We start from the raw sequence: 25,310 nt of genomic DNA on the forward strand, positions 1-25,310 counted from the left end.
TAGATAAAGTATATTATTCGTGGTTTTTCTACATCAAAAGGAGTGTTCCCCTTGATTCGGAAATTCGCTTGGGTCATTATTATTATCGGTTTATTTCTCATCTTATTTAATGGTTTTCAATGGTGGGATCAATTGAGGAGATCTGTTTATGATCCAATTGCCTCCAAAAAAGTAGCATCGAACTGGGATGATCGCAAAGCCCAAGCTGCTTTAACAGAAGGTGTTCCTACTAAAAATGCCAATTTAAAAGTAAGTGGGCAGATGGGTGAACTGGTAATCCCTCGAATGGGAGCTATACTTCCTATCGTTCATGGAACAGACGATAATTCCCTAAAAAAAGGCATCGGTCACTATATCGGCTACGGTACTGTTAACCCAGGAGAAACTGGGCATGTAGTGTTATCCGGGCACCGAGATACTGTACTACGAGGCGCAGGTAAACTAAAACTCGGAGACCGTTTATATGTGAAATTCGAAGGAAATATATACACCTACCAGATTCGGAAAACATGGGTTACAAAAGCCGATGACCGCACTGTTATTGTCCCGATCGCAAAACCCGTCCTGACACTAACAACTTGTTATCCGTTTGATTTCATTGGAAGCGCACCAGATCGGTACATTATTCGAGCAGAATTAATCGAAGTGAAGAAAGATAATGGAGAAGTTTAATTTTATTCCTATAACAAACAAAAAATAAAGTTAGTCTACCTATTGTGCCATATCATGAAGGCCACCGTACATGCCCATCAAGCTAAGAAAGCAAGATAAATATCCCCATAACAAAAACAACAACTTCTTATTTTTTGTGTTTAGTCGTTTGCCAACTGCTTAGCTTGATGGCTATGGAGGTCACCTTACCAGGGCATGACCTACCTGTACGTTTATTACTGTATTATCTTTTAAATTGACTTTGAATTTGACAAACCATCTCAGACAAGATCTATTGTACACATGAATCTACGAAATGGATGTGAAAATGCTGTACAGTTCTTTAAAAGCAAAATGAATCCTGTCAGCAATTTATATGAAAAAAATTAATATTATTGCTATCATAGTATTCATTGGTATGCTTCTGACAACATGTAGTATTCCTGGTCTGTATGGTAGATGGTCTTTGGAGTCCTATCAATCCGGTTGTCCTCAAGAGATTATCATAAGTAAAGAACGGTATAACTCAGGTATAACAATGGCAGAACGTATGAATGCGACTCTGACCACCTTTGATGCAAACCGACAAGTGATAGATTCTCCTACATATAGTATGGAACACTTAGATGGGGATTTATACGGTTTTAACCCAGGTTCTTATAGCAGTATCACTGGATTCGTTCCAAAGTATATGAAAGTAAACTTGACATTTGAAGGTCGTAAACTCCTATTCAAAAAAGTGGATGATAAAAAAGAATGTAAATATAAGTTGGAAGCTGATTATCAGCTTATCGGAAAAGAGTTATTTGGGGATTTATATTAAGCGAAAAGAAACAGCTGACTCTATTTTATCCATTCATTTTCCTATACCATTCTAAAGCTTGTCGTTCTATTACCTTTACCAGTGGATCTTTATGTTTCCCATAAGACTTGCTATCAAAAGGAAAAGAACGGGATAACCTCTCTTTAAAATCCCCATACATTTTTGCTATATCTCCATGCGTACGCAAATAATCTCGAAATGCGAGATGACGCACTATATCTGGACTACCTATTTCAAATATATGGACGTGGTGTGTTCGATTGTCTCCACCTTTTTGAAAATAACGGCGCTTATCTATCCCGTTTTCTCCTTTTGGTTTATACCCTATAGCGATCATCTGAGCATGATACGTAATAATTAGATTGATATCATGAACTTCAATCATCATATCAATAATAGGTTTTGCCTGTAGTCCTTTTACAGCAGTACTGCCAATATGGTGAATCTTTTGAATCTGTGAACCAAAAACATTTTGAAGCTGAACAGCTTCTTCTTCAAACTTCGTAATCCATTGATCGTTGTATGGTTGTACCTCAACTTTCCTCACTCTTTTACTCCCTTATCTATTAGCTAGGTTCCACATGAATATGAACATCATATATGTCATATGTTTCAATCAATTCATTTTCTACTTCTGTTGATATATCATGAGCATCATGAATAGCTAAATTGCCATTTACACAAAGTACGATATCAACAACCGCGTTATTTCCATAGTTTCTAGCCTTTATTTCCTTGACATCTGTTACACCATCTACGTTTAAAATGGTTGCTTTATACTCTTCTATAAGTGTTTCATCATAACCATCCATCAGATGATGGCTTGTTTCTCGGAAAATACTCCAAGCTGTTTTACAAATCAATGCACCTACTCCAATTGCTGTAACTGTATCTAACCATGGTAAGTGAAATTGAGAACATACAATTCCAATAACTGTTCCTACACTCACATACGCATCCGATAAATTATCTTTTGCCGCTGCCATCACAGCTTGACTTTTTGTCTTATCTGCCAAACTTTTGTTATAGCGATAGACAACATACATTACTACAGCACAAAATATCCCCACCCATGCTGCTAATAAACTAGGCGCTGTTTCTTTCCCGTCTATTATAGAACTTACACCTGTATACAATACTTGAACTCCAACTGACATCATGATGAAAGATGCCATCAAAGAAGAAACTGTTTCTGCTTTCCAATGTCCATATGGATGGTCGTCATCTGCCGGTTTTTGTGATAAGCGAAGTCCAATTAATACTGCTACCGACGCGATAATATCTGTTGCATTATTTAGACCGTCTGCTCGAAGAGCTTCGGAATTTGCCAAATAGCCAACACTCCATTTAAAGGCAGATAAAAAAAGATAAGCGATAATACTGATAATTGCGCCCTTTTCACTTTTTTTCAAATCATCGTAGCGCTTTTGCTCCATCTTACCATCTCCCTCTCTCACCCAAATGCTATCCCATTCTAACAGCCAACTCTTGTGTGAGTCTAGAGAAACGTTTTTTTCTAGATCATAAAAAATGAAAAAGAGTAAAAAGTGTTGGTCAAGGAAAAGAAAAGGTACCTTCCCCAAATGAAAAAGATACAACATCAAGAAAAGGAAAACTTAGTAATCTATGAGGTGAAATTTTTAGTATCTGATTATTGAACGAATTGATTCAAAAGATAGATAGATATCCTCTCTGCTTTGACAACTCTACACGGCTAAAGCCGTGGGATTCTTGGGTAATCCTCGGTACTCCAAGGAAGTCTACCAAGCTTAAACCGTGAGTCCCACGGCAAGTAATCTTCTACCTTCTTGCAAAATGTTCTTGGCAGCATTGCTATCTCGGTCATGGTGCTCGTTGCAATTGGGGCATGTCCATGCACGCAACTGTAGCTGTTTCACTTCTTTGTTTTGATGACCACAATACGAACAAAGCTGGCTGGAGGGAAAGGATTTTCCTACTTTCACCAATTTTCTTCCATATTCTTTCGCTTTGTATTCCAACATCGAAACAAACTCCGACCAAGAAGCATCGGTGATTGATTTCGCCAGCTTCTGATTTTTCACCATGTTCTTCACCTGCAAACTTTCGATATGGATGACTTGGTTTTCGCACACCAGTTTCGTCGATAGTTTATGCAAAAAATCGTGGCGGGCATGGGTGATTTTTTCATGGAGGCGTGCAACTTGGATACGGGCTTTGTGCCAGTTGGAGCCGTCTTTTTTTCTTCGTGCCATCGTTTGTTGCAGTTTTGCTAGCTTTCGTTCGTATTGGCGAAAAAATCGGTTCGGCTTCGTTTTCGTTCCATCATCGAAAATGGCAAAATCTTTTAGCCCTAAATCGATGCCAATGGCTTCTTTTCTGGCGGGCATGGATCGCAAGTAGCATCCCTCACAAAGAATGGATATGCTGTATTTTCCCGATGAGGTACGACGAATGGTGACGGACAGGATACGACCACTTATTGCTCGCGATGGGACAAACTTTACCCAGCCTAATTTGGGCAATTTGATTTTGTTTCTATCTATTTCAATGGTCGGTCTGCTATTTTTGGAGTAGCTGCACTGACTGGTATACGCTTGTACCTGATTTTTCCTGCTTTTGAAACGCGGAGCATCGTTTTGCTTTTGAAAAAAGCGCTGAAATGCATCCGCCAGATGTTTCCGTGTGTTTTGCAGGGAAGTGGAATCCACTTCTTTCAGCCACACAAACTCCCGCTTTTTCTCGGTCAGGGCGCGGGAGCAGGTGGAATAGGTCAGCCCTTTCCCCGTTTCTTGATACATGTTGTTCCATTCACCAAGAAAATGATTGAAGACAAAACGGCTACAGCCGATGGATTTGTGAATCAGCATTGCCTGTGCTTTGGTTGGTCGAAGACGGTAGGAAAAGGCTTTATGCATGAAATCACCTCCTTGTTGGAATTTTGCGAATATTATAGATCGTATGTTTGCTACTTGTCAAGTATATCCAAAAATTATCCTACCAGCTTGCTTTCATCCCACGATTTAAACCGTGGGTTTTCTCGCTCGCAATGATATAATCTAAAATTCATTCCTTTGACAAAGGAGTAGAAAGCATGTTTCAAATCGGGGCTTTCTCCAAACTATCAAATGTCTCTATTAAAACATTGCGTTACTATGATCAACGGGATATTTTAAAACCTAGTTTTACAGACGAAGCATCCGGTTATCGATTTTACACTGCTTCCCAACTGCTTACTATTCGTAGAATACAAGCATGGAAAGAACAAGGATTTACATTGGAACAGATTAAGTTTTTGTTGCAAGAAGATATCACAGCAGAAAAAGTAGTAGCATCTCTAAAAAACAAACAACAAGAACTGCAAACAGCCCTTCTAGAAATGCAACAGCAACTAACAGAAGTAAGCACACGGATTGATCGTGTGGAGCAATTAGAAAAGGAAACCATTCATTCCGAGCCTCTTATCAAACAAGCTGATTCGCACTTGGTGGCATCTATTCGAGAGGTTGTACCTCGAAACCACTTATGTTTACTGCTTGATGAGTTAAAACAATACGTTCATCTGCATGGAGAAGATGCAAACAACCAGCTTATCATTCAATGGCATAACGATATTTCTATTGAAACAGAGAATGTAGATTTAGAAGTGATGATACCTGTTTCCAAAAACATACCTGCCTCTAATAGAGTAAAAGTATATTACTTACCCATGGAAAAAAAAGTAATTTCCTTAAAACATGAGTGCAACCCTTATCAAACTCATTGTGAGGCATGGACAAGATTGAAAACATATCTAAAAGATCATCATATTCAAATCGATCCTCATCAACCAATCCGTGAACATTATCTTTCAGGAGATAAAGAAGTATATGGATCAAAACGCAAGGCAGAATTATCTATTCCTATCCGATAAAATCTTTCTCATTTTAGGGAGAGAGATTTTTTATTTTCCTCCTTGACTCTCCCGTTAGGAGGAGAGTGTAAAGTAAACCTATCAGAATAACAAGGAGTGAAAAACTTGAAACGACTAGAAGGTAAAACTGCATTGGTAACAGGGGCAAGCAGAGGAATCGGAAGTGGAATTGCACTACGTTTAGCAAGTGAGGGTGCCTTGGTTGCCGTACACTATGGATCAAAAAAAGCTACTGCTGAACAGGTAGTACAACAAATCAAAGAAAATGGTGGAAAATCTTTCTCTATTGGTGCAGATTTACGTACTTTAGCTGGTGTAAACAAATTAACTGAGACTTTTGCAGAGGAAATAAAACAGCGAACGGGCAGTCGAAAATTTGATATTCTGGTCAATAACGCAGGTATTGGAACTTCTCAAACTTTAGAAGAAACAACAGAAGAAGCTTTTGATGAGATCTTTGCTATAAATGTGAAAGCACCGTTTTTCCTTGTCCAACAGCTGCTCTCCACCCTGCGTGATGGCGGACGTATTATTAATATTTCATCTGGTGTAACTCGGATTCCTTTTCCTCATATCATGTCGTATAACATGACCAAAGGAGCACTTAACACTTTTACCATGCATTTGGCACATCTACTTGGACCACGAAACATTACAGTTAATGCTGTTTTACCAGGTATCATTGATACGGATGTGAATGCATCTTGGTTACATACACCAGAAGGACAAGCAACAGCCAAAAGTATAGCGGCTTTAGGACGGGCTGGAGACATATCTGACATTGCCGATGTTGTTGCTTTCCTTGCCTCTAATGATTCCCGGTTTGTTACTGGGGATACTATCGACGCAACAGGCGGCGGGCATTAATAAAGATAATATAGAATTCTTTTATCGTTTCATTATTTTTATGTTGAAATGATAGGTAAAGTGCCAGTGCCCCTCTCCCGCGAATCGCAAGAGAGAGGCACTTCATTCCTAAAGCATCACTCAGCCACGATTGAGACGAATGTAATCACGCTCCAGAAGTTCAACCAGATTAGGCCACAGCTTCCAGTTACTCTTGCTAAGCTCCTCCATACCTCGGTTCGTCTGTGAGACGAAAACGAGGCAGCGAGTTTCTTCGTGCTGCTTTGGACCAAATCCCGAAATCACCTTGGAAATGGTAAGAGAAGAATCACCATCACCGCACCAAACCCAGTTCACATCGCCCATGTCACCTTCGAACGATGCGAACTGAATAGAACCAGTGACCTGATCAGGACGAATCCCAGTCTCCTCCCAAAGCTCAGCTTCGCCATTTGCATCCAGAGGAGTCTTCGCCTGTGCATGCTCACCATCCAAGACACCGCCAGGGATGGTAAGCAGATTGTCTCGTCCTCTGATCTCAAGGACCCAGTATCGGGTATCAGGACCACCAGCACCGAAATGAAGATGATCCTGCCAGTTGTCCACCATCCCCCGCTTTACTCCAACCAGCCGTGGCTCATTGGTGAACTGGGCGACAGGAAGCCCATACTGTCCACGGTACTTCTTCAGCAAGTAACAGGCACTCTGAAGCTGACCTGTAATCTTGCCATCGCGAACCACGATACGCTTCCGCGAGACCTCTGTATCGAAGGTCACTGGAGTAACTACGCCGTTCGTGCCCTTGAAACGGTTCTCCAGTTCGATTAGCGTAAGCTTCTGAGAGTAGGTGATCGGATACTCGATGAGCCTCTTTCCCCCATCAATGACAACCTTCTTTCCCTTAGGGAGCGGAACAATCCGCTGATTACGCTTAGGCTTGATAACGATGTCGGACATCAAAGCTCCTTAGAAGTGTGGGAAATCTTACAATTATGATAACATCGATCATTTCGTCTTTCTATCCATTTTTCCATTATCAACCCCAAAAACTAGTTAACAAGAAAAAAGGAGTATATGAAAATTCATATACTCACAATCAGTTTAACAAATAACATCGAAACATATTATTTTTTTAAGATATAAACCAACCGAGCTAAGATGATGATCAGTTGGAACAAAGAAAATATACTCAACCAAATTAAAACACTAGGCATCATCAGATAAATTCCTTGCCAAATCACAACACGCCCTCCACCAATAAAAGCTAGAAGCTGTGGGAAAAGTAGCAATAACACAAGTGGGATTAACCGTAAACACATGTAGGTGTATGTTCTCCATTTCGCACGTCCATTACGTTTCTCATCCCAATACCCTAGTTGAAGAAGAGCTCGAACTCCTAATACAATCGTGACAACAATTACGATCACCATCATGATTTCTATCCATTGATTGCTAAAGAATGACTCCTCCAGCGGTTGGTCTGTCAAGATATTCGCGATTCCACGTGTAAAAGATGTATAGTCAACAAAGGAATTTAAACCACTGTTAAAGAGTACAACAATACCATAGCCCTCGTCTGGTAACAAAACTTCTTCTGCTTTATATGTCCATAATATCCCACCGTGCTGAATTTGTTTCTTTCCCTGTTCTGTCTCTGTAATATTCCAACCCATCCCATATTTCACATTTGGATCAACAGAAGTATGTGTTTGTTCCATCCCTTTTGTACTTAATATTTGTTTATTCTTATACTTTCCATCGTTTCCTTGCATTACTAACCATCTCGCCATATCATTTGCTGTGGAAACCATTCCGGCTGGTCCATTTACAAACCAATCAGGTTCTTCTATTTTGACGGGATGGCCGAATAAATGGTAATGTCCTGTTGAGAAATTGGTTATCTTTTTCAATAGGCTAGTGAAAGCAACATTTGTCGTACTTTTCATTTCTAGTGGTTGAAAAATGTGTTGTTGTAAATAATCTGCAAACTTCTCTTTGCTAACTATTTCTACTAAATAAGCCAAAATGACATAGTTTGGGTTATGGTAGTTATATTTCTCTCCTGGGTTCGTTGCTAAGGTAACGTTGTTTAAATTATGGATCGCTTCTTTGAATGATTTTGGCTGTGGATCTTGGGTCATATCATCATTTACCATATCTGTTAATCCACTTGTGTGTTGAAGTAAGTGCCGAACGGTAATTTTAGTCCCTCTTGGATCAGCTAGTTTGAAGTTAGGAATATAAGAAGCAATTGGATTATCTAACTTTATTTTTCCTGCTTCTACTAATTGCATCACTGCAATCGCTGTGAAAGCTTTACTTAAGGAAGCAACAGCAAATGGAGTATCAGATGTGACAGGTTTTTTATCGCTTGTATGACCATATCCTTTGGTATAAATAACTTTATCGTGATGAGTAATGGCTACAGATAAGCCAGGTATTTTATTTTTATTCATACTATTCTGAATAAATTGGTCGATCTCCTTCAGAGAAGTTGTTGCTTGTGCATCTGCTTTATTCACCTGAAAGATCGATAAAAAACAGCAACTCATGACAAGCATCCAGACAACTATTCTTTTTTTATTTTTCACATTTCGTCCCTCCAGTTATTGTATATCTGATTTTTCTATTTTTCGAATGCTCATATAAGCTAATACGATTCCAAGTACTACCCACCCAATGCTGATCCATACTATTTCCGATAACGAACCACCATAATAAAAATCACTGCTGACGACCGTAATCAAAAAGGGAGGAATAATCGTAGCTGGAACCGATTTCCGCAACATACCAATATAATAAGAAACCAAACAGATTCCCACAGTAGCCATTGCAAATAACAGCGTACGAATAACTTCTTCCATGAGTAGGGAATTTGTCCACGAATCAGCAATGGTATGAAGGTTTTCGACAACAAAGACCGTCCCAATTACACCACTGCTTACAATGGTGGAAACAAATACAAACGTGCTGATAAAAATTAACTTCGCAATCATCAGCCTTCTGCGTGAGTGAGGATAAGTAAATAAAATGCTAATGGTTTTACTTCGATACTCTTCTAACACGATTTTAGAAATAAAAACTGCCGCAATAATAGCAAATGTGGTACTCACAAAATAATGGATATCTGCAAAAGCGTTCTCATAATGATCATATCCATCTGGATGCCCACTCTTGTTGTACACACACCAGTAAATCAAAATCGGTATAGCAAGGATGGAAGAAATAATCAAAGCTTTCAGCTGTGCTTTTCTATATTCCAACTTGATGAGTTTAAGCATGTGTATCCCCTCTGTGGATGGTTTCCAGAAAAAATTCCTCTAAAGATAATTCCTTTTTTATCAACGCTTCCAGTCCGATATCATTTTCAATAAGTGTTCTGGATACATCTACAGGAGTAACATCAGACTGATAAATCCGAATTGTTCTTCCATCCATTACTTTGAAATTGGTAATCATCATCTTGTTCTCTAACACAAATACAGCTTTCTTACTATTTGTCACTACCACTTCTATATAATCACTTGGTTGTGATCGAACTTGGGTCATAGAAACTTCTTTTATCAACTTTCCATTTTGTATCACACCAATCGTATCAGCCAGGTACTCGATTTCCTGTAAGATGTGACTAGAAATAAATAAGGTTATCCCATATTCTCGATTTAGCATACGAAACAACTCGCGTTGCTCTTGTATACCAATTGGATCTAAACCATTCACTGGTTCATCGAGAATTAATAATTCTGGCTTTGTACAAATAGCTCTCGCCAGTCCTAAACGTTGTTTCATCCCTATAGAAAAATGCTTTACCAATTTTCCTTTTGTGTCTGTCAAACCAGTTAATTCAAGTGCATCTCTTATCGCTTTTTTATCATGAAAACCCATGTATTCACAATGAATCTCTAAGTTTGCAAGTGCTGTGAGATTTTCATATAAAATGGGATATTCGATCAAACTACCAATTCGTTTCCGAATATCATAAGAGGTTGGTGTTAGAAGCTGTCCAAAAAGCTCTATCTTTCCACTAGTCGGCTGAATCAAATTGGCAATCATTCGCATGGTTGTCGTTTTCCCTGCACCATTTGGACCTAAGAAACCATATATTTCTCCTTGGTTCACATTCATATTAAGATCAGAAATAATCTCATGTCCATTTGTTACTTTGCTCACTTGCCTCATTTGGATGATTTTAGTCATATATACCACTCCTTTCCTGATCATTTAAAGCTGGACAAAGTCGCTTGATGTGTGTTTTGAACTAGATAATGCAACTAGGCTCTAGTTAACAAGTTTCACTGAAATAAATATAACAAGAACTATTTTCGTTTTCCCTTCGCAAACCTTAAGAAAATCTTTCGAAAAAATGAGGTTGTTTCATAAATCACTCTTAATTCTGGACAAAAGTCGCTTATGAGGAATACCAGCAAACGTGTTATTACCAGCAAAATAGATCCATTTTCTGAAAATCATTTATGTATGTACCGATAAAAGAGTGATCCTTTATTCCGTATAACAGCAATAACGAGTCGCGGCTAAGGATAAATTCCTTAGCCGCTTTTTTGCACGAAAAGACTTCAGTTTCGCTATTTTAGGTGAAACGAGTCGCCGGTAATCTTATCACCGGCGCTTGTTGACGACCACAGTAGTGTTCGAGATGTGAGGCGCCTGAACACCCACAACTCCACCCACGTTGACGTTGACCACGGAACCGCTGGAGTTTCGTCCGCTCCCCTTCACATACTCCATGTGAAGACGCTTGTCTTCCTTGAGAATTCGGATTTGATTAATACCCTTCGAGCCAGTCAGGGTCCAGGTGTTCCTGCCCTTCCGTCGGAGTTCCATTGTCCCAAACGGGAGCGCCGAGCCCCGAGCCATCTTGGTGAGCAGCTCATGACTCAGTTCCCTCCGTCCATGATACTTGATGGTGGCGGCGATGATCTCGCGGAAGTTGTCGCCGTAGATCTTCACCTCCTTGGAGGTGACAATCTTTCGGAAGTTGTCTCCGAGAACCTCGACGTCTTCGGTGGTGGTGATGTTCTCGAGGTTGTCATCCTCAATCAGCATTTTCGTACGCCTTTCATTCTCGAGGAAAAAGCCCTTTGCCTTCTCTACTCTATTGAATCTATTATACATATAAAATTATCCATATCCAAAACAGTATTCGGAACAATAATAAAAAAGACTGGAAGGTACATATGTACTACCTCCAGTTCTTTTTGTATAGATGGTCTAAAATCGATGCTCGCTCCCTCTACCTCATTTTGTTAGGTTGCAGCACATTCAGATTCAGATGCTACATTTTGATAAGGTATCCGAACAAATCGGAAGAGAGCAATCAAATAAAGTTTATAGATGTCTTATAAGAACTGTCTTTGAAATGAGTGTGGGGTATCTGTTGTCATAACCAGATACCCCAACTGCTTGCGCTTCTTGCGAGGATCAACCCAACAAAAAACGCAAGCGAGAGTGAATACTAAATCTTCACGCCCGCCTTCTTCAAAGCGTCGCGAAGAATCTTACCGTGGTCAAAGGCAAGGGTCTGGTTCAGTGCTTCGGAGACCAGAACCCACTCGGCCTTACGAGCGTCGTCGCCAGCCTTCGGCTTTGGCATGCCATTAAGCACCACCACGTAGGCGTCGCTGACGACATGCCCCCTTGGGTCACGCCCACGTTCACCGTAGGTACCGACAAACGTAATGGGAACCTCCACCGTCAGGCTCACCTCTTCGAGTGTCTCACGCTTCGCTGCTTCCTCGGAGTTCTCGCCCTCATCAAGGTATCCGCCGGGCAAAGCCAACTTCCCCTTAAACGGATCATCACCTCGCTCGATGAGCAACACATGCCAAGTACTGTCAACTTCGGTCAACATAATCATGTCGGCCGTGTCTGCCTTACGCATTTCTTCTCCTTTGCCTCAATCACGAATGGACAATATTCATTATATCATTGCGAGCGAGAAAATCCACGGTAGGGGTAATGGGATAAAAGCAAGCTGGTAGGATAATTTTTGGATACACTTGACAAGTAGCAAACGTATGACCTGTGGTATTCGCAAAATTCCAACGAAGGCGTGATTCCATGCATAAAGCCTTTTCCTACCGTCTTCGACCGATCAAAGCACAGGCAATGCTGATTCACAAATCCATCGGCTGTAGCCGTTTTGTGTTCAATCATTTTCTTGGTGAATGGAACAACATGTATCAAGAAACGGGGAAAGGGCTGACCTATTCCACCTGCTCCCGTGTCCTAACCGAAAAAAAGCGGGAGTTCGTGTGGTTGAAAGAAGTGGATTCCACTTCCCTGCAAAACACACGGAAACATCTGGCGGATGCATTTCAGCGCTTTTTTCAAAAGCAAAACGATGCTCCGCGTTTCAAAAGCAGGAAAAATCAGGTACAAGCGTATACCAGTCAGTGCAGCTACTCCAAAAATAGCAGACCGACCATTGAAATAGATAGAAACAAAATCAAATTGCCCAAATTAGGCTGGGTAAAGTTTGTCCCATCAGGTCGTATTCTGTCCACCACGATCCGTCGTACCTCATCGGGGAAATACAGCATATCTATTCTTTGTGAGGGATGCTACTTGCGATCCATCCCCGCAAGAAAAGAAGCCATCGGCATCGTTTTAAGGACTGAAATATTTTTCCATTTTCGATGATGGAACGAAAACGAAACCGGACTGTTTTTTTCGCCAATACGAACGAAAGCTAGCCAAACTGCAACAAACGATGGCACGAAGAAAAAGGCTGCTCCAATGGAACAAAGCCCGAATCATGCAATATAATTAAGAGTTAATATTTGCACGGTCAAACTTGATTGTAAAAATAGTTTTGTCAAACGGCTTACTCGTCAGTGAGATTTTACCTTTTATTTTCTCTACCAGTCGTTTCGTTATCGTTAACCCTAGTCCGCTCCCTTGGTACAACTGATTTCGACTATCCTCTAACGTATACAATCGTTCGAAAACAAGCTTTTGATCTCTTTCACTTATCCCTTTTCCTTGATCCCAAATATCAATCCATACATGCTGTTCATCATATCGCAAACGAATACCGATTACTTGTCCATCTGCTCCATATCGAATCGCATTGGATAATAAATTATTTAAGATTCGATTCAGTGCTGTCTCATTGCTATTGGCATACAATGTCACCTCAGGTATTTCCACATCCACTTTTAACCCTTTGTCTGTTATCTGTTCATAAAAAAAGAGAATATTATTTTTACAGACTTCATTGAGATTGATGTTGGTTATTGGTAAATCTAAGTCACCGGACTCCAGTTTGGCCAAATCAAAAAATTTATTCATCAAACTCAGTATGTGTTGTGCTTTTTCATAGATATTAGCGATTAAGTTATTTCGTTCATTCTCTGATAGCTTTTGATCTAACATGAAACTTTCGGAAAGACCAAGGATCACGGTGAGCGGAGTTTTTAGATCGTGGGACATATTGGTGTGCATTCTACGAATCGATTGCTCCAACTGCGTATAGGTGAGGACAGTTTTATTTTTTTGAGCCAATAAACGGTTTAAAACGATCAAGAGTTTTTTTATCTCTGGATCGTTTGTGAATACTTGAATATTTTCGGCTGTCGCTTCCTCTAAGATCGTGTTTAATTTTTCATGAATATATAGAAGATCTCGGTGTTGTTTTCGTCTGGAAAATAGGAGATATAAATTGCTGCAACCTAGTAATAAAGCAATCCCAACCCATAAGAAAATCATCAAAAATCCCCCATCCGATACCCTATTCCCCAAACTGTTTTGATGTATTTTGGCGAGGAGGCCTCTTCTTCTATCTTTTCTCTAAGTCTGCTTATATGTACTTGAATCGCATTTTCATCAGCAAAAAAATCTTCGTTCCAAATGCTGCGGTAGATTTGTTCTTTTGAGAATGCCCTTTTTGGCTCTGTCATAAATAATTTTAGTATCTGAAATTCTTTTGAGGTGAGTTGTATTTCTTTTTTCTTTTTAAATACTCGCAGCGTCTCTAAATCAAGTGTAAGTTCATGAATTTTTATCTGTTTTGTTTCTTCTTTTGTGGTTGTTTTATAGGTGTACTGAGTAGCACGTCGCAGAGATGCTTTTATCCGAGCAGAAAGTTCGACTAAAGAGAACGGTTTTGCGAGGTAATCATCCGCCCCAAAACCAAGTCCCAACGCTTTATCGATATCACTATCTTTTGCAGACAAGATCAAAACCGGAACAAAACTTTTCTCCCTTATCTTCTTTAATAATTCTATCCCATCTATACCTGGCAGCATCAAGTCCAGAAGGATGATATCGTATTTTTCCGAGCTAATGAATTTACTTGCTATTATCCCATCTGTAATATGCTGTACCTGCATACCATCTTTGCGCAAATGATTTACTACCATTTCCGCGATTGCAGGATCATCTTCTACCAAAAGTATTTTTTCATTCAACGGTATCACCTTTCTTTCGTTGTTCCAAACATTATCATAAACTTGTCTTCCATTGATTCTTTCTATCCACAAAAAATCGATGCGTGCTTGGAATCGTACCCAAGCACGCAACAATTGGAGTAAGATGATTACACCTACTTGATGCGAAAACCAGCACGCTTCAAGAAAAGCGGGGCATATTCTTTTGCCAGTTCCACGTTCAAAAAAGGCTGTCGGACACCTCGATCACTCTCCATATCCAACACGTCTTTCTTCGTCACGATCAACATAGCACAGGATCCATATGCTTTTTTGTGAATTTCGAAAGAATGAATCCCTTGAATATCATAAAACCTCTTATCTGGGGTTTGAACAAGCGTATGGCGCCAGCCCCATGACCATCCCTTAGGCTGCTTCTCTCGCCACGCTTTAACCGTTTTTCCATGCCACTGTTCATCCCATTCTTCTGGGCGACCAGCGCTTTCTGCTGAGAAGAGTGCAACCATCGGCCACTTCATAAGTTCATGAATAGCTAGAGCAAGTGCAGCGCACTGTCCATTGCCGTATGCGTAGATCACATCCTTATGATCTATCTCGCCAAGTGGAATTTCTATCGACACGATCTTTCGATCCCGAATGACTTCCACACGAGCCAACTTATCAGACATAGCTTTTGCCTTTTCTCTTGATTCCAACTGTATCGGCTTACATTGTATCATATTATAATTTCCACTTATTGAAATGGAACTATTCCGTTTCCTAATTGATTGCATCCTTCGAATCGCCTCTTCAGCCAACACATGAATGAAAAAATTTTAAATCCATATAAAAACCCTCTTTTCATACGAAAAGAGGGAAGGAAATCTATTTTCTGGTGATAAAACGTACAATGGTAGCTTCCAAGGTTAAGATAAGACCTCCATATAGTGCCGGCACAAAACCATCAATGTCAAAACCATCCACAACTAAACTAAGGAGACCAAACAGAGACACGTTCACGATAAGACCAAATAAGCCGAGTGTAATCAAAGATAACAACCATTTAATCGGCCAAATAAGAATATTGATAACCGCTAGTAAAAGAGCAACCAACAGCGCTGTTGTCCAATCGTCCACATGTACGCCTGGTAAATAATTTGCAATGAGATAGACAGTCACCGCATTTAAGATAATCCCTATTATCCAACGCATCGTCATTTCTCCTCTCTATACAAAAAGTATATCGATGATTTTTATTTCCCTCAAGTTTGGAATATCAAGATGCAAAGAACTTCGCCTTTCTCTGTTATTCTCTCTGCTCTTTTTCCTCCTATAACAACCTTTTTCCTTTAAATAAAGATGCTTCCCTCCATCCGTTGTAAAGATCCTATATTTCAAACACAAAAAAGGACCACACGAGAAAATAGTGCAGTCCTAGAATATATAGCTAACTACCAACTGGTACAGCTTGCTTCAATCTTTGTTGATCTCTTTTTAAAATAGGAGCAAGGTATTCTCCTGTGTAAGAACCTTTTTTCTTTGCCACTTGTTCTGGTGTACCAGTAGCAACGATCATTCCTCCACCTTTTCCACCTTCTGGTCCTAAGTCAACAATATAGTCCGCTGTTTTGATTACATCTAAATTGTGCTCAATGACCAGTACCGTATCTCCATTGTCCGCTAAACGCTGGAGTACAGTTAGGAGTCGAGCTATATCATGGACATGAAGGCCTGTGGTTGGTTCATCTAAAACATAACAGGTTCTACCGGTACTGCGTTTATGAAGTTCAGATGCCAATTTCACCCGTTGAGCTTCTCCGCCAGACAGGGTAGTCGCAGGCTGTCCTAACTGAACATACCCTAATCCTACATCTAACAGTGTTTGCAACTTGCGTTTGATTTTCGGGATATTAGCAAAAAATTCTACTCCATCTTCTATCGTCATGCTGAGCACATCTGCTACGCTCTTGCCTTTGTACTTGATCTCGAGTGTGTCACGATTGTACCGCTGTCCTTTGCATTCTTCACACGGGACATACACATCTGGCAAGAAATGCATCTCAATCTTGATGATGCCATCCCCGCGGCATGCCTCACAACGTCCACCTTTGACATTGAAACTAAAACGCCCTTTGAGGTAGCCACGTACTTTTGCCTCCGTAGTAGAAGCAAATACATCACGAATATCATCAAATACACCTGTATATGTAGCTGGGTTGCTGCGAGGTGTTCGCCCAATCGGGGATTGGTCAATGCTGATCACTTTGTCCAAATGATCGATGCCTTCGATTTTTTTATGTTTCCCTGGGACTGCCTTCGCTCGGTTTAGTTGTTTGGATAATGATTTTAATAAGATCTCATTGATCAACGTACTTTTTCCAGAACCAGAAACTCCTGTGATACAAGTAAGAAGTCCGATAGGGAAAGAAGCAGATACATCCTGCAAATTATTTTCGGATGCTCCTACAATTTTTAACCACTTCTCACCAGGTTCCCTTCTTTTCTCTGGCAAAGCGATGTATTTTCGTCCGCTCAAATAGTCACCTGTAAGAGATGCTTCGTCTTCGATGATTTCTTTTGGAGTACCTGCCGAAATAACTTGTCCCCCATGTACACCAGCACCAGGACCTATATCCAAGATATAATCCGCAGCCATCATCGTATCTTCATCATGTTCTACTACGATCAGTGTGTTTCCAAGATTCCGCATGTGCTCCAATGTGGTGATCAAACGGCTATTATCGCGTTGGTGCAGCCCTATACTCGGTTCATCTAAAATATAAAGAACGCCCATCAAACTAGAACCGATCTGCGTTGCCAAACGAATACGTTGTGCTTCGCCACCAGACAAAGTTCCCGCAGAGCGGCTTAAAGTAAGATAGTCCAAGCCAACATTGGATAAAAAACCTAATCTGCTTTCAATCTCTTTTAATACAAGTCTCGCAATCTGTCTTTCTTTTTCAGATAATTCAAGGGATTGGAAGAATGAAAGTGCCTCGGCAATAGTAAGTCTTGTGACATAATCAATATTTTGCTCTCCCACACGAACATAGAGCATCTCTTCTTTCACACGTGCACCTTTACAAGTTGGACAAACTTTGGTGCTCATATAACTCTCCAGCTGCTCGCGAACCATATCGGAGGCAGTCTCGCGGTGACGACGTGCTAAGTTATTTATCACGCCTTCAAAGGTAGTATGCGTATCCCGAGAAAAACCCATATCGTTGGTGTATTGAAACCGAAAGCGTTCTTTAGAACCATAAAGGATTAACTGCTGCTGATCTTCTGGTAATTTTTCAAAAGCTTTGTTTTTGTTAATGCCAAAATGCTTACACACAGCATCGAGTAATTGATTGTAGTAGTTACTCGTAGAACTAGACCATGGTTCAATAACACCTTTGTTAATAGATAGTTTAGGATTAGGAATGACTAAGGAAGGATCCATCTCCATCCGATTTCCCAATCCATCACATGTTGGACATGCTCCAAAAGGACTATTAAAAGAGAACATTCGAGGAGTAAGTTCTGGAATGCTATAGCCACATTCTGGACATGCGAGATTTTGACTAAAAAGCATTTCCTCTCCATCAATCACATCAACCAATACTTCTCCCTCAGATAGACGCAATGCCATCTCAACAGAGTCTGTCAATCGAGAAGTTATTCCTTCTTTGATCACGATACGATCGACGATTACTTCAATCGTATGTTTTTTATTTTTTTCCAGCTTTTCTACTTCGCTTATCTCTTGAATCTCACCATCGATTCGAACCCGTACAAAACCTTGTTTTTGGATGTCTGCTAAAATCTTTTCATGCTCGCCTTTCTTGCCTTTGATAATAGGAGCGAGAATTTGTATCCGTGTTTTCTCTGGCAAAGCTAAGATGTGATCTACCATTTGAGGTGTGGTCTGTGATGTAATTTCAATTCCATGTTGGGGACAAAAAGCATGTCCTATTCTCGCAAAGAGCAGACGGACATAATCATAGATTTCCGTTACCGTTCCTACGGTTGATCGAGGATTACGGCTTGTCGTCTTTTGGTCGATCGAGATCGCTGGTGACAAACCTTCGATGCTATCTACATCAGGTTTATCCATCTGCCCAAGAAATTGACGCGCATAGGCAGAGAGAGATTCTACATATCTCCTCTGCCCTTCCGCATAAATCGTATCAAATGCAAGAGATGACTTACCAGATCCGCTTAATCCAGTAATCACCACCAACTTATCCCGAGGGATCGTAACATCTATATCTTTTAAATTGTGAACTCGTGCTCCACGAATTTCAATATTTTCAATCGCCAACCGTTAAACCCCGCTTTCTGCTTGTAACTCCAAGAGTATATCTCGCAACTCCGCAGCACGCTCAAATTGCAAATCTTTGGCTGCTTGTTTCATTTCTTTTTCCATTTTCTCTAACAACAAACGACGCTCTTTTTTGGTCATCTTCTTCCGTTCTGTCTCATACGCAGCCTTCTCTTCTGCTACTTTTGTTGTTGCCTCAATCACTTGGCGAACCTTCTTCTGAATCGTCATAGGGGTAATTCCATGCTTTTCATTGTGGGCTATTTGAATCGTACGTCTTCTTTCTGTCTCGTCTATCGCTTTTTGCATGGAATTTGTTATCTTATCTGCATACATGATAACTTCCCCATTGGAATTACGTGCTGCTCGTCCAATGGTTTGAATCAAAGATCGTTCTGCACGTAAAAAACCTTCCTTATCCGCATCGAGAATAGCTACCAAAGAAACTTCTGGAAGGTCAAGTCCTTCCCGTAAAAGGTTAATCCCAACAAGTACGTCAAATTCACCCAAACGAAGATCGCGTAAAATTTCCATCCGTTCAATCGTTTTAATATCTGCATGCAAATAACGAACACGAATACCGATCTCCTTAAAGTAATCGGTCAAATCCTCAGCCATTTTCTTTGTCAATGTCGTAACTAACACACGTTCATCTCGTTCAACACGCTTGTTGATCTCTCCAATCAAGTGGTCAATCTGACCCTTAATCGGTTGAATATGAATTTGCGGATCTAACAACCCTGTTGGTCGAATGATCTGTTCTACCATTTCAGGTGTTTTCTCCAGTTCATAAGGACCCGGTGTAGCAGATACAAACAAAATCTGATTAATTTTCTCTTCAAATTCTTCAAATTTAAGCGGGCGATTATCTCTGGCAGAAGGCAGACGAAAACCATGTTCCACTAACATGTTTTTTCTTGCCTGATCTCCATTAAACATGGCACCAATCTGCGGAATCGAAACATGCGATTCATCGACTACCATCAGAAAATCATCTGGAAAATAATCAATCAAAGTATAAGGAGGCTGCCCCGGCTCCATCCCAATTAAATGACGAGAGTAATTTTCAATTCCTGAACAGAATCCAATCTCTCGCATCATTTCCATGTCATAACGAGTGCGCTGCTCGAGACGTTGAGCCTCTAGTAGTTTCCCTTCTTCTTTAAAAACAGCTAATTGTTCTTGTAGCTCTGCTTCGATCGTCTGGAGTGCTTTTTCCATCACAGCGCCACGGGTAACATAGTGAGATGCCGGAAAAATAGCAACATGTTCGCGCTCGCCGATGATCTCTCCTGTTACAACATCTATCTCGCGGATGCGTTCGATCTCATCACCAAAAAACTCCACTCGAACTGCTTGTTCACTTCGTGAAATGGGAAATATCTCGATAACATCTCCACGCACACGAAATGTACCACGTGTGAAATTGATATCATTTCGTTGATATTGAATATCTACCAATTTGCGTAATATCTCATTTCTTTCTTTTTCCATACCTACACGCAGGGATAAAACAAGGTCTCGATACTCAATCGGAGAGCCAAGCCCATAAATACAAGAGACACTAGCAACAATAATCACATCTTTTCGTTCGATCAATGCACTTGTCGCTGAGTGTCGCAGTTTATCTATTTCATCATTGATAGATGAATCTTTTTCGATAAAAGTATCAGATTGTGGGATATATGCTTCTGGTTGATAGTAATCATAGTAACTAACAAAATACTCAACCGCATTGTTTGGAAAGAATTCTTTTAGCTCCCCACATAACTGTGCTGCCAGAGTTTTGTTATGCGCTATCACCAAGGTTGGCTTGTTTACTTTTGCGATCGTAGATGCAATCGTAAATGTTTTCCCTGTTCCTGTAGCCCCTAGCAATGTCTGGTGCTTTTTCCCTTCAAAGATACCTTTTGTTAACGCTTCGATCGCCTTTGGCTGATCTCCGTTTGGTTCAAACTCAGAAACCATATGAAATAACTGTTCCATTTCTTATCACCGTCCATCTTGCCTGAATGATCTATATAAAATAACGACTGTTCTCTCTTATTAACATCCAACATTATACCACACTTTTGTTCTCCGTATAAAACATTCGTTCTTCTCTTTGTGAAGTATTCTAGATTCCAAAAAACTAAATACTCCGCAGTAGAATAAAAATAAGAGTCCATATAAAATGAATGAAACAGACAAAATGAATTGATATCAACACACACTGGAGGAGAAAACATGGATTATCGTGTTCAATTTGACTTCGAAGTAGAGTTTACCAATGGCGGCGGAATCCAAGGACAAGATTTTCGTTTAGATATTGAGGGAAAAGATATTCCCGATCATGTTTTAGCAGATTATATCGTTCAAGATATGCGCTTATTGATGGTTGGAAAGGTCAACATCTTAAATAAAGTTATCATTCAAGAAAAACATAAGAGGAATCCAATAAACGATATGTCCACAGGCACAAAGCTTATTGACCTTAGTCATACGATTTTTGACGGTTTAATAACCCATAAAGGACTTCCTGCACCATTAATTTGTGATTATCTCAGCAGGGAAGAATCTCAAAAATCATATGCAGAAGACACAACCTTCCAAATCGGAAAAATCGAAATGATCACTAATACAGGAACCTATTTAGACTGCCCCTTTCACCGATACGAAGATGGAAAAGATTTATCAGAAATACAACTTGAAAAATTAGTAGATCTCCAAGGAATTGTGATTCGAGCTGATTACCGGGATGCAAAAGCAATTCATGCTGATTACTTTCGCAATAAAGAGCTAAGAGGGAGAGCAATTCTTGTACATACGGGATGGGATGAACATTGGAACACAGAAGAGTACATTCAGCATCACCCCTACCTGACTGAAGATGCTGCTCAGTATCTGGCTGATTGTGGGGTGAAATTGGTTGGAATTGACTCCATGAATATAGATGATACAAGCGAAAAAAACACACGTCCCGTACATTCCATTTTGCTGCATTCAGAAATCTTGATCGTAGAACATCTCTGCAATCTCCAGATGCTTCCTGATGAAGGTTTTACTTTTTCTGCAGTACCTCCAAAATGGAGAGGAGTAGGTACTTTTCCAGTCCGAGCAATGGCAAAAATCGTTTAACAAAGACAACAGTCTGCTCTCTATTGGCTAGAGAGCAGACTGTTGAACTTAAAAAGTTTATACCATCGAACGTTTCATTACCCGCAAGGTAAATACCGTTCTCTAATTATTATACTTTTGATGTAAATCAAATAGCGGCTGATATGAAAGACGGATTGTTCTCCACTCATATCCGCCGAAGTAGGACTAGTAGAGATTATGTCACATCAACTATCAAAAAAAGTTTTCATGGTATAGGTACCATTGTGGTATCTATTTGTGATCTCATCGATCCGTTTGTGAACATTCCCTTCGTACTTGCCACCATGATAGCAGAAGACAGTTTCGATTGGGAAAGTTTTAAATTTCTGTAATGAGTCAATCGCAGTCTCCAAATCGGGAGTAACCCCCGGATCAGGAACCGGTCCTTTCAGCTCACCATTAACCACTGCCATTGCATCCCCAGCAATCAGGGTTTTACTACGTTTGTGGTAGAGGCTCACGTGTCCAGGTGTGTGCCCAGGAGTATGAATGACGATTAAACCGCCAGCGATAGGGAGATGATCACCATCTTTTATTACATGTGTGACGTTTGCTGATGGTTTTGCCAAATAAAAGGATTCAAGAAGGTTACGGCGGTTCTCTGGCAGCATTTGGATGAATGTTTCGGGCCATTTGATAAGCTGCTTGTGACCATTAATATAAGGTTTGTCTATTTCATGTGCGTAAACATTGACCGAATGTTTTTCTATAAACTCTGGTAGACTGCCTATGTGATCAACATCTTGGTGGGTGAGAATGATATCTGAAAGTCTTGATGCTGGCAGTCCTAATTTTTCAAATTGTTCTAGGATTTCTTCGTATTGACCAGGCATGCCAGTGTCAACAAGGACATACGAATTGGAGTTTTCATTGTAGAGTACAGTTAGATGATACATCCATTTCTTTTCAAATGGTAAGTTAAGCATGTGAATTGTTTTTGTCACTTTTTGATCAGAGCTATTTACTTTGATCCACCTCCTCCTTTGTGATTTGTCTATTTGACGTAGTAAGTCCAACTCTAATTTCTCATTCGTCTCCTTTTATTTCATCTAATGCATTCATAGTCATCTTTTTTACCTTTTGGACTAAGTCATCCGCTTCTGCTGATGTTAAGCCGGCTGAAATCGTTTGAGTCCAATACATCAGTTTGGTTTTAATAAAATTGCGCATCTCTAATCCTTTAGTAGTTAGAGTGACCAAATACGCTCTGCTGTCATTTGGATCTCGGGTTCTTTTTACATAATCAAGCTTTTCAAGTCGTGCAATTGCACGGGCTGTAGCAGCCTTGTTAATAAATAGATTAGTGGACAATTGCTCTTGTGAAATACCATCTTTTTCATACAGATTAACCAAAAAGATGTATTCAGATGAATTAATATCATAATCTTTTAACTCTCTGTTCAAATAAATTTGAAATTGACGATGTAACACGGAAATCCATCTAGCAATGCTTTCTGTTTCCATAAGTATCCTTCCTACTAACCTTTTGGAATACTAGTCAACCACATAAAGAATATATCAAAATCAGGTTGATTAGTCAACTAAATATAAATTTCCTATGATCAATTATATACCTCATCATTAAGTTTTGATGCAATAGTTCATCATTATTCGAATGAAGATAGTAATGGTCAACAACCCCGACCTACGTTGAAACTAGGATATGGGGGTCTTATCTGTCAAGTCATGCGAGATTTGATAAAATTTCTGACTCAGTGGGACGATAAATCTGGGCAGGCACAGATCCAATCCAACATCATTCATGCTGATATTGGCCTTGAAATCAGGTACTGCTGTATGGAAACCAGAACACAAGAGTTTTCAAATTATTATTGACAATACATTTTCATGTTCGATATATTTAATATATGAATACATGATCATATATCTAATATTAAGGGATGATTTTCATGAGTTCTTCTGAGTTGCCATGCAAAGAATGCTGCGATGTAACCATTATTCACGATGAGATAGTATCAGATGTACAAGCAAAACAATTACCTTTGGAAAAAGGAAACGAGCTCGCTTTGCTATTTCAAGCTCTCAGTGATCCAACAAGACTTCGCATCATCCATACACTGATTCAAGCAGAAGTATGTGTATGTGATTTAGCAGCCATTTTAGAGATGAGCCAATCTTCTATCTCCCATCAACTACGAAACCTTAGAGCACTCCGGTTAGTAAAGCATCGAAAAGTGGGGAGAATGGTTTATTACAGTATTGATGATGAACATGTATTAAGTTTGATGGAAATAGGATTACAACACATATCCCATTCTTAAAAGTATCAGGGAAAAGAGGTGAACACCTGTATGCATGCACACCATCATCACCACAGCCACAGTCACTCCCATGATCATGGAAGAAACAGCAATAAAAAAGGGCTAACAATCGCTTTAATCATTACAGCAGGTATCATGATACTCGAATTTATTGGTGGATTATTTACCAACAGCCTAGCGCTATTATCAGATTCTGGACATATGCTCAGCGATGTCAGTGCGCTTGCTCTTAGTCTGCTGGCAATGTGGTTTGCCATTCGTCCACCATCCCCTCGAAAAACATATGGATATTATCGTTTCGAAATTTTAGCTGCTTTGTTTAATGGAGTTGCTTTGTTTGTGATTGCAGGTTTCATTAGTTGGGAAGCTTACTTGCGTATCCTAGATCCTCCAAAAGTAGCAAGTGGCTCCATGATACTGATTTCAATCATTGGATTATTTGCTAACTTATTAAGTGCATGGATTTTGATGCGCAATAGCGATGTAAAAGAAAATATAAACGTTCGCAGTGCCTATCTTCATGTGATTGGGGATGCACTTGGATCAGTTGGTGCTATCATCGCTGGTATTCTCATGCAAGTGTTTGCTTGGTATACGGCAGATCCTATCATAAGTATCGTAGTAGCTGTCCTGATTCTCAAAAGTGCATGGGGAGTCGTCTCCCATTCCATTCATATCTTGATGGAAGGAACACCTATAACCATTGATAAGAAAAAAGTAGAGGAAATATTATTGCAGATCCCAGATGTACAAAATGTCCATGATTTACATATTTGGACGATCACTTCAGGTTTTGACACTTTGTCCTGTCACTTGCTCATCAAGGAAAAAGCAAATAGTCAATCTGTTTTACAACAGTCTATAAGAAAGATAAAAGAACAGTTCCATATCCAACATACTACGATCCAAATTGAGACGGTTGATTTTCAACATGATAATTGCACGAATTGTAAAGATGTTTTAGTCAAATAGGGAGAGATTAATG

General features: G+C 39.9%; 25 protein-coding genes and 1 pseudogene. 9 read left to right on the forward strand and 17 right to left on the reverse strand.

The features are described from left to right. Positions 1-51 precede the first annotated feature (51 nt). Together GSM42_RS03350 and GSM42_RS03355 are read left to right on the forward strand one after the other, a co-directional pair. Positions 52-672, forward strand: coding sequence for a class D sortase (locus tag GSM42_RS03350; RefSeq protein ID WP_237446455.1), 621 nt, complete (start codon positions 52-54; stop codon positions 670-672). Between the two features lie 355 nt (positions 673-1,027). Beyond that, the gene (locus GSM42_RS03355) at positions 1,028-1,474 is read left to right on the forward strand and encodes a hypothetical protein (protein ID WP_160800021.1); all 447 of its coding nucleotides are present in this window, start codon (positions 1,028-1,030) and stop codon (positions 1,472-1,474) included. 25 nt (positions 1,475-1,499) lie between these two features. On the opposite strand, the gene GSM42_RS03360 is transcribed toward GSM42_RS03355, so the two are convergent. The 3 genes from GSM42_RS03360 to tnpB form a co-directional block, all read right to left on the reverse strand. Next, a complete protein-coding gene (locus tag GSM42_RS03360) occupies positions 1,500-2,021 on the reverse strand; it encodes a GrpB family protein (protein ID WP_160800023.1) in 522 nt (173 codons plus the stop codon). 19 nt (positions 2,022-2,040) lie between these two features. After that, on the reverse strand, positions 2,041-2,910 hold the full coding sequence (locus tag GSM42_RS03365) for a cation diffusion facilitator family transporter (RefSeq protein WP_160800026.1): 870 nt from the start codon (positions 2,908-2,910) through the stop codon (positions 2,041-2,043). 333 nt (positions 2,911-3,243) lie between these two features. Continuing rightward, on the reverse strand, positions 3,244-4,371 hold the full coding sequence (gene tnpB / locus GSM42_RS03370; protein ID WP_160800028.1) for an IS200/IS605 family element RNA-guided endonuclease TnpB: 1,128 nt from the start codon (positions 4,369-4,371) through the stop codon (positions 3,244-3,246). A 176-nt stretch (positions 4,372-4,547) separates the two neighbouring features. Between tnpB and GSM42_RS03375 the strand changes: the two genes are divergently transcribed. After that, positions 4,548-5,366: a MerR family transcriptional regulator gene (locus GSM42_RS03375; protein WP_160800031.1), complete on the forward strand. Its 819-nt coding sequence runs from the start codon at positions 4,548-4,550 to the stop codon at positions 5,364-5,366. A gap of 105 nt (positions 5,367-5,471) precedes the next feature. After that, positions 5,472-6,233 carry an SDR family oxidoreductase gene (locus GSM42_RS03380; RefSeq protein ID WP_160800033.1) on the forward strand — a complete coding sequence of 254 codons (762 nt, stop codon included), beginning with the start codon at positions 5,472-5,474 and terminating at the stop codon, positions 6,231-6,233. 120 nt (positions 6,234-6,353) lie between these two features. Here the strand turns inward: GSM42_RS03380 and GSM42_RS03385 are convergent, their stop codons facing one another. The 6 genes from GSM42_RS03385 to GSM42_RS03410 form a co-directional block, all read right to left on the reverse strand. Then, positions 6,354-7,169 (reverse strand): NUDIX hydrolase, encoded by an 816-nt coding sequence (locus tag GSM42_RS03385; RefSeq protein WP_160800034.1) that lies wholly within the window; start codon positions 7,167-7,169, stop codon positions 6,354-6,356. Between the two features lie 167 nt (positions 7,170-7,336). Further along, a complete protein-coding gene (locus tag GSM42_RS03390; RefSeq protein ID WP_160800036.1) occupies positions 7,337-8,803 on the reverse strand; it encodes a serine hydrolase in 1,467 nt (488 codons plus the stop codon). A 15-nt stretch (positions 8,804-8,818) separates the two neighbouring features. Next, the gene (locus GSM42_RS03395) at positions 8,819-9,493 is read right to left on the reverse strand and encodes an ABC transporter permease (protein WP_160800038.1); all 675 of its coding nucleotides are present in this window, start codon (positions 9,491-9,493) and stop codon (positions 8,819-8,821) included. Continuing rightward, entirely contained in the window at positions 9,486-10,409 is a 924-nt protein-coding gene (locus GSM42_RS03400) for an ATP-binding cassette domain-containing protein (protein ID WP_160800040.1), read from the reverse strand. The genes GSM42_RS03395 and GSM42_RS03400 overlap by 8 nt, the downstream gene beginning before the upstream one ends. Before the next feature lie 420 nt (positions 10,410-10,829). After that, on the reverse strand, positions 10,830-11,345 hold the full coding sequence (locus GSM42_RS03405; RefSeq protein ID WP_160800042.1) for a hypothetical protein: 516 nt from the start codon (positions 11,343-11,345) through the stop codon (positions 10,830-10,832). A 340-nt stretch (positions 11,346-11,685) separates the two neighbouring features. Next, positions 11,686-12,111: an NUDIX domain-containing protein gene (locus GSM42_RS03410; protein ID WP_160800044.1), complete on the reverse strand. Its 426-nt coding sequence runs from the start codon at positions 12,109-12,111 to the stop codon at positions 11,686-11,688. Positions 12,112-12,290: 179 nt separating this feature from the next. Here GSM42_RS03410 and GSM42_RS03415 point away from each other — a divergent pair, with 179 nt between their 5' ends. Continuing rightward, positions 12,291-12,872 (forward strand): RNA-guided endonuclease TnpB family protein, encoded by a 582-nt coding sequence (locus tag GSM42_RS03415; RefSeq protein WP_160800046.1) that lies wholly within the window; start codon positions 12,291-12,293, stop codon positions 12,870-12,872. Positions 12,873-12,998: 126 nt separating this feature from the next. On the opposite strand, the gene GSM42_RS03420 is transcribed toward GSM42_RS03415, so the two are convergent. The 6 genes from GSM42_RS03420 to uvrB all read right to left on the reverse strand — a co-directional run bounded on the left by GSM42_RS03420 (position 12,999) and on the right by uvrB (position 20,891). After that, positions 12,999-13,940: a sensor histidine kinase gene (locus tag GSM42_RS03420; protein ID WP_160800049.1), complete on the reverse strand. Its 942-nt coding sequence runs from the start codon at positions 13,938-13,940 to the stop codon at positions 12,999-13,001. Continuing rightward, on the reverse strand, positions 13,940-14,641 hold the full coding sequence (locus tag GSM42_RS03425; protein WP_160800051.1) for a response regulator transcription factor: 702 nt from the start codon (positions 14,639-14,641) through the stop codon (positions 13,940-13,942). Before GSM42_RS03425 ends, GSM42_RS03420 begins: the two co-directional genes overlap by 1 nt. Positions 14,642-14,775: 134 nt before the next feature. Next, positions 14,776-15,339: a hypothetical protein gene (locus GSM42_RS03430; RefSeq protein WP_160800054.1), complete on the reverse strand. Its 564-nt coding sequence runs from the start codon at positions 15,337-15,339 to the stop codon at positions 14,776-14,778. Between the two features lie 145 nt (positions 15,340-15,484). Then, positions 15,485-15,811: a phage holin family protein gene (locus GSM42_RS03435; protein ID WP_160800057.1), complete on the reverse strand. Its 327-nt coding sequence runs from the start codon at positions 15,809-15,811 to the stop codon at positions 15,485-15,487. Positions 15,812-16,046: 235 nt separating this feature from the next. Then, positions 16,047-18,905, reverse strand: coding sequence for an excinuclease ABC subunit UvrA (uvrA, locus tag GSM42_RS03440; protein ID WP_160800059.1), 2,859 nt, complete (start codon positions 18,903-18,905; stop codon positions 16,047-16,049). Positions 18,906-18,908: 3 nt separating this feature from the next. Next, entirely contained in the window at positions 18,909-20,891 is a 1,983-nt protein-coding gene (uvrB, locus tag GSM42_RS03445; RefSeq protein ID WP_160800062.1) for an excinuclease ABC subunit UvrB, read from the reverse strand. A gap of 240 nt (positions 20,892-21,131) precedes the next feature. Between uvrB and GSM42_RS21115 the strand changes: the two are divergent. Together GSM42_RS21115 and GSM42_RS03450 are read left to right on the forward strand one after the other, a co-directional pair. Then, a pseudogene (locus tag GSM42_RS21115) lies at positions 21,132-21,350 on the forward strand (cyclase); the annotation flags it as partial. Beyond that, positions 21,351-22,022, forward strand: coding sequence for a cyclase family protein (locus tag GSM42_RS03450; RefSeq protein WP_202404783.1), 672 nt, complete (start codon positions 21,351-21,353; stop codon positions 22,020-22,022). A 206-nt stretch (positions 22,023-22,228) separates the two neighbouring features. Here GSM42_RS03450 and GSM42_RS03455 read toward each other — a convergent pair whose 3' ends face one another. Both GSM42_RS03455 and GSM42_RS03460 read right to left on the reverse strand, forming a co-directional pair. Further along, positions 22,229-23,059: an MBL fold metallo-hydrolase gene (locus GSM42_RS03455; protein ID WP_338055226.1), complete on the reverse strand. Its 831-nt coding sequence runs from the start codon at positions 23,057-23,059 to the stop codon at positions 22,229-22,231. A gap of 10 nt (positions 23,060-23,069) precedes the next feature. Beyond that, the gene (locus tag GSM42_RS03460; RefSeq protein WP_202404761.1) at positions 23,070-23,507 is read right to left on the reverse strand and encodes a MarR family winged helix-turn-helix transcriptional regulator; all 438 of its coding nucleotides are present in this window, start codon (positions 23,505-23,507) and stop codon (positions 23,070-23,072) included. A gap of 446 nt (positions 23,508-23,953) precedes the next feature. Here GSM42_RS03460 and GSM42_RS03465 point away from each other — a divergent pair, with 446 nt between their 5' ends. Together GSM42_RS03465 and GSM42_RS03470 are read left to right on the forward strand one after the other, a co-directional pair. Further along, on the forward strand, positions 23,954-24,325 hold the full coding sequence (locus tag GSM42_RS03465) for an ArsR/SmtB family transcription factor (protein ID WP_160800068.1): 372 nt from the start codon (positions 23,954-23,956) through the stop codon (positions 24,323-24,325). Positions 24,326-24,355: 30 nt separating this feature from the next. Beyond that, positions 24,356-25,297: a cation diffusion facilitator family transporter gene (locus tag GSM42_RS03470; RefSeq protein ID WP_160800071.1), complete on the forward strand. Its 942-nt coding sequence runs from the start codon at positions 24,356-24,358 to the stop codon at positions 25,295-25,297. Positions 25,298-25,310: the final 13 nt, after the last annotated feature.

It is taken from the genome of Shimazuella alba (genome assembly GCF_009831235.1).
GTDB lineage: Bacteria > Bacillota > Bacilli > Thermoactinomycetales > Thermoactinomycetaceae > Shimazuella > Shimazuella alba.